The organism is Bradyrhizobium sp. sGM-13 (assembly GCF_018398875.1).
Lineage (GTDB): Bacteria > Pseudomonadota > Alphaproteobacteria > Rhizobiales > Xanthobacteraceae > Bradyrhizobium.
This window is the reverse complement of sequence record NZ_JAGWDK010000006.1, coordinates 347171-362888: the sequence shown is the minus strand read 5'-3', so window position 1 is coordinate 362888 and position 15718 is coordinate 347171. Positions and strand designations below refer to the sequence as shown.

Here is a 15718-nt window from a genome sequence, read left to right as displayed (position 1 = left end):
CTTCCATGCCGTCGCAATCGGATGGACCCTCAGAAATGTGTGCATGCCCTAGTGCGAACGCAGGGACCCATAACCACAGATGCGTATTGTAGAGGCACGCTATGGCTCCAACTCTTTTGTAACACAGGCATTCGTGGTTATGGGTCCCGGCTCGCGTGGAGCCTGTCATCGGGCGCGCATTCGCGCGACCCGTTGGCTTGGCCGGGACGACGGATAGGGTATGATCGCCGCAAACCTGAAGGAGTCCCCATGAGCTGGCAACCGTCCAACGATCCCGTGCTCGGTGATCCCAAGAGCTGCGACGCGCTCGACCTTATCATCGTGCCGCGCACCCGCGATCTCGGCGATGGATTCGCGGTGCGGCGCGCGCTGCCGCACGGCAAGCGGCAGATGGTCGGGCCGTTCATCTTCTTCGACCATTTCGGCCCCGTGCAGTTCATGGCCGGTAAGGGCATGGACGTCCGCCCGCATCCGCATATCGGACTCGCTACCGTTACCTATCTGTTCGACGGCTCGATCATGCACCGCGACAGCGAGGGCAACATTCAGGAGATCCAGCCCGGCGCGATGAACCTGATGACGGCAGGCCGCGGCATCGCGCATTCCGAGCGCACGCCCGATGTGCAGCGCCGCGATGGCCAGAAGATGCTCGGCCTGCAAAGCTGGATCGCGCTGCCGGCGGGCTCCGAAGAGATCGCGCCGTCGTTCCAGCATTACGCGGCCGAAGCGCTGCCGACCGTGAAGGAGAGCGGATTCACCGCGCGCATTATCGCAGGCCACGGCTTTGGCGTGCAATCGCCGGTCAGCATGGTCTCGCCCTGGTTCTACACCGAAGTGACGGCGCAGGCCGGCACCAGCGTGCCGCTCGACCCTGACCATGAGGAGCGCGCGATCTACCTCGTCGACGGCGAAGTCGAGATCGCGAACGAGCGCTACGAGGGGCCGCGGCTCCTGATCTTCCGGCCCGGCGATCGCATCACGGTGAAGGCGGTCACGCCGGTGCGGATGATGTTTCTTGGTGGCGACGCGCTGGAAGGCCCACGGCACATCTGGTGGAATTTCGTTTCCTCCAGCAAAGAGCGGATCGAGCAGGCCAAACAGGATTGGAAAACCGGCCGGTTTGCAGCCGTTCCGCAAGAACATGAGTTCATTCCGCTGCCGGAGTGAGCTATTGCTCCGCTTTCTCATTTGCCGCCTCGCGCTTGCACGAGGCCGCCTGTTCGAAAGCCTGACCAGATGAACGCGATGCTCGCCAGCGAATTGCCCCTGCCCCGGATCGGCCGCGGCAAGGTGCGCGATATTTACGCCATCGGCAGCGACTGCGTGCTGCTGCTGACCACCGACCGCATCAGCGCCTTTGACGTGGTGATGGCGGAAACCATCCCGATGAAGGGCGCGGTGCTGACGCAGATCAGCGCGTGGTGGTTCCGCCAGCTCGAAGGCGTGGTGCCGCATCACATGATCAGCGCCGACACCGACGAAATCATCCGCAAGGTGCCTCGCCTCAAGGGCCACCGCGCCGACATACTCGGTCGCGCGATGCTGTGCCGGCGCACCACCGTGTTTCCGGTCGAATGCGTGATCCGCGGCTATATCTCCGGCTCCGCCTGGAAGGAGTATGCGGCCTCCGGCACGCTGGCGGGCGAGGAGCTGGCGGAAGGCCTGCTCGAAAGCGGAAAGCTCGAGCCTCCGATCTTCAGCCCGGCGACCAAGGCCGAGACCGGCCATGACGAGAACATCACCATTGCGCGCATGCGCGAGATTGTCGGCAACGATGTCGCCGAGAAGCTCGAGGGCATGGCACGCACGGTCTATAATTTCGGCGAGCGGATCGCCCGCCATCAGGGCATCATCATCGCCGACACCAAGTTCGAATTCGGCCGCGCGGCGGACGGCCGCATCATCCTGATCGACGAGGTGATGACGCCGGATAGTTCGCGGTTCTGGGCGGCCGACGTCTACAAGCCCGGCCGGCCGCAGCCCTCTTTCGACAAGCAGCCGCTGCGCGACTATCTCGACGCCGAGCGCCATGCCGGCCGCTGGAACGGCGACGCCCCGCCGCCTCCGCTGCCCGACAGCGTGGTGGAGGCGACGAGCAAGCGCTATCTCGAAGCGTACCGGCGCGTGACTGGGGATGAGTTGAATATCTAGCCGCGTCATTGCTGACGCGTTGGGATTGCGTCGCCCTCGCGTCTGATGCCAAGCTTCCAGGAAACAATATCCAGGGAGCGCCTCAATGACCGAAGTCGATTCCGTGCTCGTCGAGCGTGATGGTCCCGTGACCATCGTTTCCATCAACCGTCCGCATTGCCGCAACGCCGTCGATGGCGCGACCGCGCGGAAACTCTACGACGCGTTTCTCGCATTCGATGCCGACGAGAGCGCGTTGGTTGCGGTGTTCACCGGCACCGGCGGCTATTTCTGCGCCGGCGCTGATCTGAAGGCGGTGGCGGCGGGCGATCCGAACAAGAAGCGGGAGCTCGGCGGCCACGATTCGATTGCGCCGATGGGGCCGAGCCGGCTGCGGCTGTCGAAGCCGGTGATCGCGGCTGTGGAAGGCTTTGCGGTCGCCGGCGGGATGGAGCTGGCGCTATGGGCCGACATGCGCGTGGTTGCGGAAGACGCCACCTTCGGCATCTTCTGCCGCCGGTTCGGCGTGCCATTGATCGATCTCGGCACCATTCGCCTGCCGCGGCTGATCGGGCATTCGCAGGCGATCGACTTGATCCTTACTGGCCGGCCGGTCGGCGCGCAGGAGGCGCTGCGGATGGGGCTGGCCAATCGCGTCGTTGACCGCGGCGAGGCTGCCGCACAGGCGATTGCGCTGGCGCGGGAGATCGCGCGCTTCCCGCAAAAATGCCTGCGCGCCGATCGCCTGTCGGCGCTGCGGCAATGGGACATTTCCGAGGAGGAAGCGATCGCCAACGAAATGCGCGGCGGGCTTGAAGTGATCGCCTCGGGCGAAACGCTGTCCGGCGCAACGCGCTTCGCCTCCGGCGTGGGCCGGCATGGCGCGTTCGGTGGCGAGGTGGGAACCGACTGACGCCGCGCAGCCATGTGCCTCCACGAGAGCCCAGTTGTCATAAAATTGTTGTTGTCGTCCCACGCCACCCTCGTCTACGACTAACGTGCTGAATTTTGGGGCTTTTTTGCGTGATTAATCAATCAATTTATTTCGGCCCGCGGGCAAGGCGGGCCGTCAATGATGTTCTTGGCGGTAGCGCGGCGAGCATCCTCGGCATTACATTCGGTCTGTCCTATGCGTTGCTGATCTTCGCGGGGCCGCTGTCGCCTTATTTGTCCTACGGTATCGCGGCAACCTTCATCAGCTCGGCCGTGATTGCGGCCACCATCGCGCTTGGCAGCTCCCTGTCATTTGCGGTCGCCGGCCCCGACAGCTCCACCGCGGCAGTGACTGGAATCCTGGCCGCATCGCTGGTCGAGCGCATCATCGCAGCCGATCCGTCGGCGCCGCTGCTCACGCCTGTTCTGATCACGGTCGGCCTCTCGACCATCGTCACCGGCATGGCGCTGTGCGGCCTCGGCCTGACCCGGATGGGCCGCGCTATCCGCTACGTGCCCTATCCCGTCGTCGGCGGTTTCCTGGGCGCGACCGGGCTTCTGATCGTGCTGGGTGCGATCCGCGTGATCACCGATCATCCGATGAAATTCAGCTCGCTACCTCAGTTCGCCAATATCGTCACGATATCGGAACTGGCCGCAGCCTGCGCGATGGCGCTGGTGCTGTATTTGACCTGGCACCGTTCGCGCGGCCCGTTCGGTTTGCCGATCATCCTGATCGGCGGCGTGATCGCGGCGCATCTGGCCTTCTGGACCATCGGCATCTCGCCGGAACAGGCCCGCGCGACCGGCTGGACCTTCGGGCCTCCGCCGCCCACGGCGTTCATGCTGCCTTGGCACGCGGACGCGCTTGCCCAGTATCCCTGGACCGCGGTGCCGGACCTGCTCGGCAATCTGATTGCAGTGGTCTTCGTTACGGCGGCCAGCACGCTGTTCAACACCACCGGCATCGAGCTCGCGGCGCATCGCGAAGCCAATCTGGAACGCGAACTCAACGTCACCGGCTTTGGCAATATCCTGGCCGGGGCGCTGGCCGGCTATACCGGCTGCGTCTCGGTAAGCCGCACCATCCTGAATTTCAGCAGCGGCGGCAGGGGCCGGCTGTCCGGCCTGACGGCCGCGGCCGTCTCGCTGCTGATGCTGGCGATTGCGCCCGAGCTGCTCGGCTACATGCCGAAATTCGTGCTTGGCGGCCTCTTGCTCTATCTGGGCACGGACCAACTGCACAAATGGATTATCGAGTCGCGCAAGCGCCTGACCAGGACCGAATACGCGTCGCTGCTGGTGATCATCGTTATCATCGTCCAGTGGGGCTTCGTGCCGGGCATTCTGATCGGGATCATTATCGGCTGCGCGACCTTTGCTTTCAGCGCGGCACGGATCGAGGCGATCAAGTTCAGCTTTGACGGATCGGAATATCGCAGCTCGCTGGATCGTTCGCGCGACGACCAGGAAGTGCTCCTGGCCCATGGCGGCAAGATCCAGGGGCTGAACCTGCAGAGCTACCTGTTCTTCGGTTCCGCCAACCGGCTCTATCAGCATGTCAAGGCGCTGCTGCAAGAGCAGCCGGAGTGCCGCTATCTACTGTTCGACTTCAAGCTCGTCACCGGCATCGATTCGTCGGCAGCGTACAGTTTTGCCCAGATCAAACGCAGCGCGCATGATCTCGGCGTCCATCTGGTGCTGGTGCATCTGTCCGCTAGCACAGCGAAGGCGCTGCGCTTGAGCGACTTCATCACCGATGGCGTCACCACGATCGACGAACTCGACCATGCGCTGGAATGGTGCGAGAACGAGATCATCATGCAGCATCAGGGACTCGCGCAGGAAGCGGCCAATCTGCGCGACTGGTTCACCAAGATACTCGATAGCGAGGACGACGCGGATGAGCTGATCCGCCGCTGCCAGCGCATAGAGGTCGACACCGCCGAGATCATCGTGCGCGCCGGCGATGCCGCCGATTCCATGCATTTCATCCTCGACGGACGCGTCGGCATCATGGTGCCGGCAGATGACGGCCGTATCACGCGGGTGCGCAGCCTCGGCCGCTACACCACGATCGGCGAGATGGGCCTCGTCTCGCACGCGCCGCGCAGCGCGACGATCCAGGCCGAGATCGCCAGCGTGCTGTACGTGCTGAACAAGCACCAGTTCGAGGCGATCAAGGCCGACGCCCCCGAGCTCGGCCAGAAGCTGTTGACCTATTTCGTCTCGGTCATGGCGGAGCGGCTTTCCTTCGCCAATCGCACGATCGCGGTGTTGCGAAGGTAGCAAGCCCGGGGCTACACCCCCGCCATCATCACGTATTTGATCTCGACATATTCCTCCATGCCGTGATGCGAGCCTTCGCGGCCGAGGCCTGACTCCTTGACGCCGCCGAAGGGCGCGACTTCGGTGGTGATGAGGCCGGTGTTGACGCCGACCATGCCGGCTTCCAACGCTTCGGCGACGCGCCAGACGCGACCGAGATCGCGCGCGTAGAAGTACGATGCCAGGCCGAACGGCGAGTTATTGCACATCGCGATAACGTCAGCCTCATCCTTGAAGCGGAACACCGGCGCCAAGGGGCCGAAGGTCTCTTCACGCGCGACCAACGCGTCGGACTTCACATTCGACAGCACGGTCGGCTCGAAGAAGCTGCCGCCGAGCGCATGGCGCTTGCCGCCGGTGACGATCTTCGCGCCGCCTTTGACGGCGTCATCGATATGCTTCTCGACCTTGAGCACCGCGTCCATGTTGATCAGGGGACCCTGCACCACGCCTTGCTCCGTGCCGTCGCCGATCTTCATCGCCCCGACTTTCTTCGAGAGCTTCTCGACAAACTCGTCGTAGATCTTGTCCTGGGCGTAGATGCGGTTGGCGCAGACGCAGGTCTGGCCCATGTTGCGGTACTTCGAGATGATCGCGCCCTCGACCGCAGCATCAATATCGGCGTCATCGAACACCACGAACGGCGCGTTGCCACCGAGCTCGAGGCCGAGCTTCTTCACGCCGACGGCGGCCTGCTGATAGAGGATTTTTCCGACTTCGGTCGACCCGGTGAAGCCAATGAACCGCACCGCGGGATGCTCGCACAGCACCTTGCCGATCGCGGACGAATTGCCGGTGAGGATGTTGAACACGCCTTTGGGCACGCCGGCCTTTTCAGCGAGCGCGACCAGCGCCAGCGCGGTCAGCGGCGTTTCATTGGCGGGCTTGAGCACCACGGTGCAGCCGGCGGCGAGCGCGGGCGAGACTTTCCGCGTGATCATCGAGCAGGGGAAATTCCACGGCGTGATCGCACCGCAGACGCCGATCGGCTGCTTGATGGCGAGCAGACGTGCATCCGGCCGCTGGGTCGGAATGGTCTCGCCATAGACGCGGCGGGCTTCCTCGGCAAAAAACTCGACATAGGCGCCGCCGATGTCGACTTCACCGAGCGCTTCCGCCAGCGGCTTACCTTGTTCCGACGTGAGGATCAGCGCGAGATCCTCGCGGTTCGCCGCGATCAGCTCGAACCACTTTCGCAAAATGTTGGAGCGCTGTTTGGCAGTGAGCTTGGCCCAGGCGGGGAATGCACGCTCGGCGGCTTCGACGGCTTGCGTCGCTTCGGCCGTGCTGAACGCCGGGACCTTTGCGAGTTCGACACCGTTGACCGGATTGGTGACCGGGCGCGACGGCGTGCCGACCCAGGCGCCGTCGATGTAGCAGCGGTCGCGCAGCAGCGAGGAATCTTTCAGGCGATCGTGCAGCGAGGGGCCGGAGGTTTTTGAAGCGCGTGCGGCGACGGGCGGGTTCATGGCGTACTCCTCGGATTTTATTGAAGGATTGGTCCGAGTATAGGCCCAACACGCAAGTATTGCATCGGTGCTGGAAGCAGCCCTGCTTCAATGAATTTTGAGGGCGATGGGGCCCCCGTCATTCCGGGGCGATGCGCAGCATCGAACTCAGGGCGCCCTTGCGCCCCTGAGAATCTCGAGATTCCGGGTCTGGTCCTTCGGACCATCCCGGAATGACAGCGTCCTACGCCGCCCCGCTCAAATACGCCTCGCGGCGGCCGATCATGCGCTGCGCGGCGGCCTTGGCGTCGGCTTTGGTGGAGGTCGCGCAGGTGCGGTATTCGAGATCGGGCAGCTTGGCGGGGTCGCGCCGGCTGAACCAGGACCTGGAACCACCGACCGGCAAAAGCGCCAGCGCCTGGGCGACGTTATCCACCGCCTCGAACGAGTGCAGCGCCCCGGTGCCGACGTAGCGCACCTCATAAATGCCGGGCGAGATCGGCGCCTCGATATTTTCGCCACGCCCGGGACGGGGATAGCGCTTCCATTCACTCCAAGTCGAAATCATTGCGCACCTTTGCACAAGCGGAAAATGACAACCATTTTGGTTAATTTGACCCAGCCAACGCGGAACGTTTGTGCTGGAAACTGAACGCCTTACTGAAAAAGATCGGCGAAGGGAATCGCGGCGAAGTCACGTTATCGTGGATGGTTAAACCGGTCACCGCCCTTGCCCCTACATCCTCGCAGAAAGCGGCGATGTGTTGCCATTTTGTGCCGCCAGCCCGGCGCGGCTGCTGCCCACCCTCCTTGCTTATCACGAGATCGCGACATGGGCGGCCGCCTCCGCCGAGCGCTTGCGGGATCACGCGGCCGGGAGGAAGATCGTTCCACTTCCATAAAAATCAAAGCGGGAGGAGACCGATGCAAAGCAAGGCCGAGATCGATCAGATTCTGCGTGAGAAATGCGAGGCGAAGGAAATTCCCGGCGTGGTCGCGATGGCGGCTACCGGGAATGAGGTGATCTACCAGGGCGCGTTCGGCCAGCGCGACCTTTCCAGGGATGATGCCATGACCGCCGACAGCGTGTTCTGGATCGCCTCGATGACCAAGGCGATTACGACCGCGGCCGGCATGCAGCTCGTGGAGCAAGGCAAGCTCTCGCTCGACGAGCCGATCGGAAAAGTGCTGCCTGACCTCGCCAGCCCGCAAGTGCTGGAAGGTTTCGACGCCAATGGCGAGCCGAAGCTGCGTCCCGCGACGAAGCCGATCACGCTGCGCCATCTGATGACCCACACCGCCGGCTTCGCTTACAACATGTGGAGCGAGGTGTGCGCGCAGTATCTCGACAAGACCGGAACCCCGGCCATCACCACCTGCCAGAACGCCGCGCTGAAGACGCCGATCATGAGCGAGCCCGGCACGCGCTGGGAATACGGCACCAATATCGATTTCGTCGGCAAGGCGGTGGAAGCGGTGAGCGGCAAGCGGCTCGATGCTTATTTGCGCGACCACATGTTCACCCCGCTCGGCATGAACGACACCGCTTTCAAGATCACCGACTCGATGCGCCAGCGGCTGGTCGGCATGCATGCCCGCGGCCCGGACGGCTCGCTGGCGCCGATCCCGTTCGAGCTGGAACAGGAGCCGGAATTCCACATGGGCGGCGGCGGCCTCTACGGCACGGCAGCCGACTACATCAAGTTCACCCAGATGATCCTCAACAAGGGCCGCGGCAACGGCAACGAGGTGCTGAAGCCTGAGACTGTCGCGCTGATGAGCCAGAACCAGATCGGCGATCTCACGATGGGCAAGATGGTGACAGTGGCGCCGATCTACACCAACGATGTCGATCTCTTCCCCGACATCGTCAAGAAGTGGGGGCTCTCCTTCATGATCAACACCGCCCAGACGGCCGAGGGACGCAGCGCCGGCAGCCTGGCCTGGGCCGGTCTCGCCAACACCTATTTCTGGATCGACCCGGCGCGCGACGTCAGCGGTGTGATCCTGATGCAGTTGTTGCCATTCGCCGACGCAAAATGCCTGGAGGCTTTTGCGGCGTTTGAGCGCGGGGTGTACGCCGGGCTCGATGCCGGCAGCGGCCAACGGGCGGCGTAAAAAACAAGGAGGGCGGCGACGCTTCGTCGCGTGGTACGCCCTCACTCCGCCTACACTCGTCGTCCCCCGCGAATGCGGGGGATCCAGTACGCCGCGGCTTCTCGGCTCGATCATTTCTGCCACCGCAAGGTCATTGCGAGCCACCGGGTCGCGCGAACGCGCGCCCGATGACAGGCTCCGCGAAGCAATCCATCGCGCCGCATATGCGGAAAGGTGGATTCCTTCGTCGCTGTCGCTCCTCGCAATGACGGCTGAGATAGATTCGCATTCATCTACTGACATGCTTTCGCGATCTCGCGGCGCGTCTCGCCCGAGCTTTGCCCTTATCTTTCGCGCCCAGAAAACAGAGGGCGCAGGGAAGACCGGGTGCGCGCTGCACCCGCGGTCTCGTGTGCAATTGCGCAAAAAGAACGCGCACACGAGCATACAGGTCCAGCGGAGAGCATCCGGCCTTCCCTGCGCAATGGTTTTACGGCGTACTTCGTGCTCTCCCTGGTGTGCGAATTCCTTTAGCCACCATCATCCGCGGATTGATGGATGGAGCTGGCCCGGTCGGGCCGCTACATCCTCCGCGGACTTGACACCAGCCACGGGTGCCAGGACCACACGACTTGGCCGTACGCGACACGCTCTTGCCAGAGGCCTCGACGGGCTTGGTACCCATCCGCCGAAATCAGCAGGAGGCGCTTGAGCATCGGTCGTCTGCGTGCCGTCCCTTCGCTCACGAACTCACATAATCGGCAGGAAGAATCCAATTGGGGGAGGCCAAGCGCTCTAACGCGGCCTTGCGCCGATCTTCTTTTTGAACGAACAGCGTTCGGTCGACCACGTCGGCGATATTAAGTTCGTCGCCGACCTTCAGACCCATCTTCTCGATCAGCGCCTTGGGCAGCCGCACGGCCAGGCTGCCGCCCCATTTCGAGACTCGCATGGCAGCCTCCGTCGGTTGCCTTCGCATGATTGCTATTTGCCTGCGCCTATCAGTTCGATTTCCTTCTTGAGCAGCGTGTTCACCAGCGAACTCAGCGAGACTCCCTGCGCCAAAGCCCGCTTGGAGAGATAGTCAAGCACCTCGGGCTCGAGGTGGATCGGCGGCACTAGGCGCGCACCCTCCCGAAAGAACTTGCCGCGTTCGGCAGTCGACAGGTCGTATTCATCCTTCATCGGACCATCCGTCGAAGAAGACGCGCGGGTCCGGTTCAGACGGAGGCTCGTCGGGGACACCATTCGGTAGGAAATCGCGTCCACCCAATTCATCGAGACGCGCGAACCACGCCTCCGCGTCGAACGGCGGCTTCTTCAGCACCTCGGGGATCCCTTTGTGAACCTTGCTAGCGACCTGGTCCTTTCGTTCATAAGCAACTTCTAGGCGAAATTGCACCTGATCGGAAGCCCATAGACCCGCTTGTCGGAGCAGTTGGGAAAGACGTGGATGGCCGGGTCAAGCCCAGCCATGACAAGTGGAAAGACCTTCGCCCCTCACACCCCCAGCCCGTTCTGCCCCGCCAGCTCCTTCAGCGACACTTGCGGCCGCGCGCCGATGTGCTGGATCACCTCGGCTGCCGCCAGCGCGCCCAGCCGGCCGCAGGTCTCATGGCTCGCATTGCGCACCAGGCCGAACAGGAAGCCGGCGGCGAACAGGTCGCCGGCGCCGGTGGTATCGACGAGCTTTTCGATCGGGAACGCCGGCGCTGCGACAACGCCATCGGACGACACCACGACGCAGCCCTTCTCGCTGCGGGTGACGACGGCGAGTTTTGTATCCTCGCGGAGCTGCTTCAGCGCACCCTCGAAATCCGAGGTCTGATACAGCGAATGCAGTTCGGCCTCGTTGGCGAACACGAGGTCGACGGTGCGCTTGCGCATCAGATCGAGAAACTCGTCGCGATAGCGATCGACGCAGAACGAGTCCGACAGCGTCAGCGCCACCTGTCGGCCGGCGCCATGGGCGATGCCAGCCGCCTTAACGAAGGCCTCCTTGGCGTTTTGGGGATCCCAGAGATAGCCTTCGAGATAGACGATGCGCGATGCCGCAATCTGTGCCTCGTCGATGTCGGATGGATTAAGGGCCTGCGCGGCGCCGAGATAGGTGTTCATGGTGCGCTCGCCATCCGGCGTCACCAGAATGTAGGAGCAGCCGGTGGCGGGGCCGGCTTCAGCCGCCCTCGTTTCGAAGGCGACGCCGGCGGCACGGATGTCGTGGGTGTAGAGGCCGCCGATCTGGTCGCTCTTGACCTTGCCGACATAGGCGGCACGGGCGCCGAAATTGGCGATGCCGACAATGGTGTTGGCGGCCGATCCGCCGGAGACCTCCGTCGCCGGGCCCATGTCGCGGTAGATCGACGCCGCGCGGGCCTCGTCGATCAGCGCCATGCCGCCTTTGGTCATGCCGTGATCGGCCAGAAATTTCTCATCGGTTTGCGCGAAGACGTCGAAAATCGCATTGCCGATAGCGAGAACGTCGTATTTTGCGTCAGTCATTCATCCGTCCTGTTTACGGCGTTGCGCGAAGAAGCCGAGCACGGCTAAGAAGGCTGCGGCCTACCAGATCGGCGTAGCGCCAGCAAGGGAAGCTGCTGCTATACAGCCCGCCATGATCCGCTCTTTTCTAACGGTATCCTCGGGAACGCTGGCCTCGCGGCTGCTCGGATTCGTGCGGGATTCGGCGCTCGCCGCGCTGCTTGGCGCGGGGGCCGTGGCGGATGCGTTCCTGGCGGCGTTTCAGCTAGTCAATGTGGTGCGAAGGCTGCTGACCGAGGGCGGACTGAACGCCGCGCTGGTGCCTTCATGGCTGCGCGTCCGAGAGACCGACGGCGTGGCGGCCGCGGCGGCCTATGCGGGCCGCGTGCTCGGCACGATCGCGGCTGTGTTGATCGTTGCCACGGCATTGATGGCGCTCGTCATGCCGCTCGTCATCACCGTGCTGGCGCCGGGATTTACGGGGCGCGAGAGCTTGCGGCTCGCCGTCGACAATGCGCGGCTGATGCTGCCCTACCTCGCCTTTGCCGGTCCGGTGACGGTGATGATGGCGCTATTGAGCGCACAGGGGCGATTTGCGCTGACCGCGTTTTCGCCGCTGCTGTTCAACATCGCGCTGATCGCGGTGATGGCCGTGCTACTCGCCGTGCAGCCGGATGCCATCCGGGCCGCGCAGGTCATCGCCGCGACCGTCGGCATCGCCGGGCTGTTGCAGCTCTCCGTGCTGGTGCTGCGCCGTGGCGAGAACGTCGCGACCCCCTTGCGCGTCTCGTTCGACAAGGAGATCCGCGGCTTTCTCGGCAAGGCTGTGCCGGGCATGATGGCATCGAGCGCGCCGCAATTGCTCGTCGTGGCCGGCGCGATCATCGCGTCCTCGTCGCCATCGGCGGTGTCGTGGCTCTATTTCGCCAACCGGCTGGTCGAACTGCCGCTCGGCATTGTCGGTGTCGCCATGGGCTCGGTGCTGATCCCGGAACTGACGCGCGCGGTGCGGGCTGAGGACCGTGCTGCCGTTGCTCACGCGGAATCGCGCGGCCTCGAACTCGCGGTTGGCCTCGCATTGCCCGCAACGCTCGGCCTGATCGTGTTAGCTGCGCCGATCGTCCGGCTGTTGTTCGAGCATGGCGCATTCACCGCCGATGACACCAAAGCCACCGCCCGCGCGCTGATGTGGCTGACGCTGGCGTTGCCGGCGCATGTGCTGGTGAAGGCGCTATCGCCGGCGTTCTTTGCGCGCGAGGATACGATGACGCCGCTGACCGCCGCGCTGATAGGCGTGGTGCTGGCAATCGCTTCTGCCTTCCTGCTCAGCCATTGGTACGGCACTGAGGGCATCGCGGCGGCCATTGCCGTTGGCGCATGGAGCATCGCATTCAGCCTGATCCGCCGCGGCGCGAAAACCTTCGGGTTTTCGATCGACACGGAAGCAAAACGGCGGCTGCCGCGCATCGCGCTGGCGGCGCTCGCCATGGGCGCGTTGCTGTGGCTTGCGACGCGGACGCTGCCTGCCCTCACCTCGGGCGCACACGGCCTTGTGCAGGCCGTTGTGCTGCTGGTCGTGATCTCGGCAGGAATTGCGATTTACGGCCTGCTCTTAAGGCTGTTCGGCGTCATCGGCTGGCGCGACGCGGTTAACGCCGTCAGGCAAACAAAGGGGTAGCGGCTTGCGCTGATAGCCCCTGCGTGGCAAACGACGGCGCGAAACAGGCATCCGAGACAGGATCCTTGGGGAAGCTGACAATGGCTTTTGTTGAACGGGTTTTTTCGGGCGTCCAGCCGACAGGCAATCTGCATCTCGGCAATTACCTCGGCGCGATCGTCAACTTCGTGAAGATGCAGGAAACCCATAACTGCATCTATTGCGTCGTCGACATGCACGCGATCACGATGGGCATGGACGTTTGGGGCGGCCCGGCGGAACTGGCCCGCAATACCCGCGAGGTCACGGCGGCCTTCATCGCTGCCGGCATCGATCCGAACAAGCACATCGTGTTCAACCAGAGCCAGGTCGCCGGCCACGCCGAGCTGACCTGGATCTTCAATTGCGTGGCGCGGATCGGCTGGCTCAGCCGCATGACGCAGTTCAAGGAGAAGGCCGGCAAGGACCGCGAGAACGCGTCCGTGGGACTCTACGATTATCCGGTGCTGATGGCGGCGGACATTCTGCTGTACCGCGCCACCCATGTGCCTGTTGGCGAGGACCAGAAGCAGCATCTCGAGCTCTCGCGGGACATCGCGCAGAAGTTCAACAATGATTTCGGCGATTCAATTCGCGGCCATGGCTTCAGCGACGGCCTGTTCTTCCCGCAGCCGGAGCCCTTTATCACCGGCCCGGCGACGCGGGTGATGTCGCTTCGCGACGGCACCAAGAAAATGTCGAAGTCGGACGCCTCTGATAATTCGCGCATCAACCTGACCGACGACGCCGACCTGATCGCGCAAAAGATCCGGAAAGCCAAGACCGACCCGGAACCGTTGCCGTCGGAAGAAAAGGGGCTGGAGAACCGGCCCGAGGCCGACAATCTCGTCGGCATCTATGCGGCGCTGGCCGAGCGCAGTAAATCCGATGTGCTGCGCGAATTCGGCGGCGGGCAGTTCTCCAGCTTCAAGAATGCGCTGGTGGAACTTTGCGTGGCAAAACTCTCGCCGATCGCCTCCGAGATGAAGCGGCTGGTGGCCGATCCCGGCCATGTCGACAAGATCCTGGTCGACGGCGCCGACCGCGCGCGCGTCCTCGCCGACGAAACCATGCGGGCGACGCGGGACATCGTCGGTTTCATCCGAAAGAGCTAGAGATTCGTGTTTTGACGCGTTTCTTCACGCGAACCGGTAGCCACTTCGCTCGAAAACACTATGGCTCCCACTGCGTTGCAACAGCGTCGCCGCTTGTCGAGAGCGGCTGCGCCGTGGCAGCATGCGGCGGTTTGGCGCAGCACCGGGACATGCATGACCACCCAGCGACGAAGCTACGAGACGGGTCACAAACCGAAATGCCTCGTCATCGTTGACGACACCGCGGAATGGGACCGCGCGGTGTATTACGCCAGCCGCTGGGCGGTGCGCGTCGGCGGCGGCGTGGTGATGCTGCGAATCATCGCGATCGAAGACCAGAACCAGCAATGGCTTGGTGTCGCCGACCTGATGCGTGCCGAGGCCGAGGACGCCGCCAATGAAGCGCTCGACCGCGCCTCCGGCCGCGCCAACGGCATCGCCGCGATCACGCCGGAGCGGGTGATTCGCGAGGGCGATCCCACCACCCAGATTCTCGACGTGATCGACCAGGACGTCGATATTTCGATGCTGGTGCTGGCGGCCAATCCGGGTCCCGAGGGGCCGGGACCGCTGATCAGCATGATGGCCCAGGCCGCCGGCTCGTTCCCGATTCCCGTCGTCATCGTCCCCGGCGATCTCAGCGATGCCGAGATCGACGGGCTGTCTTAAGGCTTGATCTGGCTAGAGAATTTCTGATTTCCCCCTTGACCGTGCGCGCGCCGTCGCCATCTGCTATGGGACACCCCACGCGCCGGCCTTGAACCGGCGACGCCGGAGAAAACCAATGTTCATTCAGACCGAAGCCACGCCCAATCCCGCCACCCTGAAATTCATACCTGGCCGTACCGTGCTCGACACCGGCACGATGGAATTTTCTAGCCGCGAAGCCGCCGCCCGTTCGCCGCTCGCCGAGCGACTGTTCGGCGTATCAGGCGTGTCCGGCGTGTTTTACGGCTACGATTTCGTCACCGTGACCAAGGCGGACGGCGACTGGCAGCACCTCAAGCCCGCGATCCTCGGCGCCATCATGGAGCATTACATGTCCGGCGCGCCGCTGCTGGCGGACGGCACCGCCGGCAATGACGAGGCGGCGGACGAGGACGGCGAGTTCTTCAACGAGGCCGACGCCGATACGGTCGCGACCATCAAGGACCTGATCGAGACGCGGGTGCGGCCGGCAGTGGCCAATGACGGCGGCGACATCACCTTCCGCGGCTTCAAGGATGGCGTTGTCTATCTCAACATGAAGGGCTCCTGCGCCGGCTGCCCGTCCTCGACGGCGACGTTGCAGCACGGCATCCAGAATCTGTTGCGGCATTTCGTGCCCGACGTGGTCGAAGTCCGGCCGATGTGAAGGCGCCGTAGGGTGGGCAAAGGCGCGCTTTCGCGCCGTGCCCACCATGATTCATCCGCATAATCAGACGGTGGGCACGCGGAGCCTGTCATCGGGCGCGCATTCGCGCGACCCGTTGGCTTTGCCCACCCTACGCAGCTACGGCGCCGCAAGACAT

General features: G+C 63.7%; 14 protein-coding genes. 9 read left to right on the top strand and 5 right to left on the bottom strand.

The window, feature by feature from the left end:
* The first annotated feature begins 249 nt into the window (after window positions 1-249).
* From KJQ96_RS12185 to KJQ96_RS12170, 4 genes are all read left to right on the top strand, one after another.
* Complete coding sequence (locus KJQ96_RS12185; RefSeq protein WP_065746468.1) at window positions 250-1167, top strand: pirin family protein; 918 nt, start codon at window positions 250-252, stop codon at window positions 1165-1167.
* Between the two features lie 69 nt (window positions 1168-1236).
* A complete protein-coding gene (locus tag KJQ96_RS12180; protein ID WP_213286832.1) occupies window positions 1237-2151 on the top strand; it encodes a phosphoribosylaminoimidazolesuccinocarboxamide synthase in 915 nt (304 codons plus the stop codon).
* Between the two features lie 85 nt (window positions 2152-2236).
* A complete protein-coding gene (locus tag KJQ96_RS12175; RefSeq protein WP_213286831.1) occupies window positions 2237-3043 on the top strand; it encodes a crotonase/enoyl-CoA hydratase family protein in 807 nt (268 codons plus the stop codon).
* 110 nt (window positions 3044-3153) lie between these two features.
* On the top strand, window positions 3154-5352 hold the full coding sequence (locus tag KJQ96_RS12170) for an SLC26A/SulP transporter family protein (RefSeq protein WP_375293161.1): 2199 nt from the start codon (window positions 3154-3156) through the stop codon (window positions 5350-5352).
* 11 nt (window positions 5353-5363) lie between these two features.
* On the opposite strand, the gene KJQ96_RS12165 is transcribed toward KJQ96_RS12170, so the two are convergent.
* Together KJQ96_RS12165 and KJQ96_RS12160 are read right to left on the bottom strand one after the other, a co-directional pair.
* The gene (locus tag KJQ96_RS12165) at window positions 5364-6860 is read right to left on the bottom strand and encodes an NAD-dependent succinate-semialdehyde dehydrogenase (RefSeq protein WP_213286830.1); all 1497 of its coding nucleotides are present in this window, start codon (window positions 6858-6860) and stop codon (window positions 5364-5366) included.
* Between the two features lie 223 nt (window positions 6861-7083).
* A complete protein-coding gene (locus KJQ96_RS12160; protein ID WP_213286829.1) occupies window positions 7084-7407 on the bottom strand; it encodes a hypothetical protein in 324 nt (107 codons plus the stop codon).
* A gap of 356 nt (window positions 7408-7763) precedes the next feature.
* Here KJQ96_RS12160 and KJQ96_RS12155 point away from each other — a divergent pair, with 356 nt between their 5' ends.
* The gene (locus KJQ96_RS12155) at window positions 7764-8957 is read left to right on the top strand and encodes a serine hydrolase (RefSeq protein ID WP_213286828.1); all 1194 of its coding nucleotides are present in this window, start codon (window positions 7764-7766) and stop codon (window positions 8955-8957) included.
* A 721-nt stretch (window positions 8958-9678) separates the two neighbouring features.
* Here KJQ96_RS12155 and KJQ96_RS12150 read toward each other — a convergent pair.
* The 3 genes from KJQ96_RS12150 to KJQ96_RS12140 all read right to left on the bottom strand — a co-directional run bounded on the left by KJQ96_RS12150 (window position 9679) and on the right by KJQ96_RS12140 (window position 11438).
* Window positions 9679-9888 carry an AbrB/MazE/SpoVT family DNA-binding domain-containing protein gene (locus KJQ96_RS12150; RefSeq protein ID WP_213286827.1) on the bottom strand — a complete coding sequence of 70 codons (210 nt, stop codon included), beginning with the start codon at window positions 9886-9888 and terminating at the stop codon, window positions 9679-9681.
* A gap of 32 nt (window positions 9889-9920) precedes the next feature.
* Window positions 9921-10121 (bottom strand): hypothetical protein, encoded by a 201-nt coding sequence (locus tag KJQ96_RS12145; RefSeq protein ID WP_213286826.1) that lies wholly within the window; start codon window positions 10119-10121, stop codon window positions 9921-9923.
* A gap of 315 nt (window positions 10122-10436) precedes the next feature.
* A complete protein-coding gene (locus KJQ96_RS12140; RefSeq protein ID WP_213286825.1) occupies window positions 10437-11438 on the bottom strand; it encodes an adenosine kinase in 1002 nt (333 codons plus the stop codon).
* A gap of 112 nt (window positions 11439-11550) precedes the next feature.
* Here KJQ96_RS12140 and murJ point away from each other — a divergent pair, with 112 nt between their 5' ends.
* The 4 genes from murJ to KJQ96_RS12120 all read left to right on the top strand — a co-directional run bounded on the left by murJ (window position 11551) and on the right by KJQ96_RS12120 (window position 15561).
* The gene (murJ, locus tag KJQ96_RS12135; RefSeq protein ID WP_213286824.1) at window positions 11551-13095 is read left to right on the top strand and encodes a murein biosynthesis integral membrane protein MurJ; all 1545 of its coding nucleotides are present in this window, start codon (window positions 11551-11553) and stop codon (window positions 13093-13095) included.
* Between the two features lie 80 nt (window positions 13096-13175).
* Complete coding sequence (gene trpS, locus KJQ96_RS12130) at window positions 13176-14228, top strand: tryptophan--tRNA ligase (RefSeq protein ID WP_213286823.1); 1053 nt, start codon at window positions 13176-13178, stop codon at window positions 14226-14228.
* A gap of 153 nt (window positions 14229-14381) precedes the next feature.
* On the top strand, window positions 14382-14876 hold the full coding sequence (locus KJQ96_RS12125) for a universal stress protein (protein ID WP_213252785.1): 495 nt from the start codon (window positions 14382-14384) through the stop codon (window positions 14874-14876).
* 115 nt (window positions 14877-14991) lie between these two features.
* On the top strand, window positions 14992-15561 hold the full coding sequence (locus KJQ96_RS12120; protein WP_213286822.1) for a NifU family protein: 570 nt from the start codon (window positions 14992-14994) through the stop codon (window positions 15559-15561).
* The last annotated feature ends 157 nt before the right edge of the window (window positions 15562-15718 follow it).

Coding starts and splice junctions, on each gene's coding strand:
- KJQ96_RS12185 (WP_065746468.1), top strand. CDS start 250: ATGAGCTGGCAACCGTCCAACGATCCCGTGCTCGGTGATCCCAAGAGC.
- KJQ96_RS12180 (WP_213286832.1), top strand. CDS start 1,237: ATGAACGCGATGCTCGCCAGCGAATTGCCCCTGCCCCGGATCGGCCGC.
- KJQ96_RS12175 (WP_213286831.1), top strand. CDS start 2,237: ATGACCGAAGTCGATTCCGTGCTCGTCGAGCGTGATGGTCCCGTGACC.
- KJQ96_RS12165 (WP_213286830.1), bottom strand. CDS start 6,860: ATGAACCCGCCCGTCGCCGCACGCGCTTCAAAAACCTCCGGCCCCTCG.
- KJQ96_RS12160 (WP_213286829.1), bottom strand. CDS start 7,407: ATGATTTCGACTTGGAGTGAATGGAAGCGCTATCCCCGTCCCGGGCGT.
- KJQ96_RS12155 (WP_213286828.1), top strand. CDS start 7,764: ATGCAAAGCAAGGCCGAGATCGATCAGATTCTGCGTGAGAAATGCGAG.
- KJQ96_RS12150 (WP_213286827.1), bottom strand. CDS start 9,888: ATGCGAGTCTCGAAATGGGGCGGCAGCCTGGCCGTGCGGCTGCCCAAG.
- KJQ96_RS12145 (WP_213286826.1), bottom strand. CDS start 10,121: ATGAAGGATGAATACGACCTGTCGACTGCCGAACGCGGCAAGTTCTTT.
- KJQ96_RS12140 (WP_213286825.1), bottom strand. CDS start 11,438: ATGACTGACGCAAAATACGACGTTCTCGCTATCGGCAATGCGATTTTC.
- murJ (WP_213286824.1), top strand. CDS start 11,551: ATGATCCGCTCTTTTCTAACGGTATCCTCGGGAACGCTGGCCTCGCGG.
- trpS (WP_213286823.1), top strand. CDS start 13,176: ATGGCTTTTGTTGAACGGGTTTTTTCGGGCGTCCAGCCGACAGGCAAT.
- KJQ96_RS12125 (WP_213252785.1), top strand. CDS start 14,382: ATGACCACCCAGCGACGAAGCTACGAGACGGGTCACAAACCGAAATGC.
- KJQ96_RS12120 (WP_213286822.1), top strand. CDS start 14,992: ATGTTCATTCAGACCGAAGCCACGCCCAATCCCGCCACCCTGAAATTC.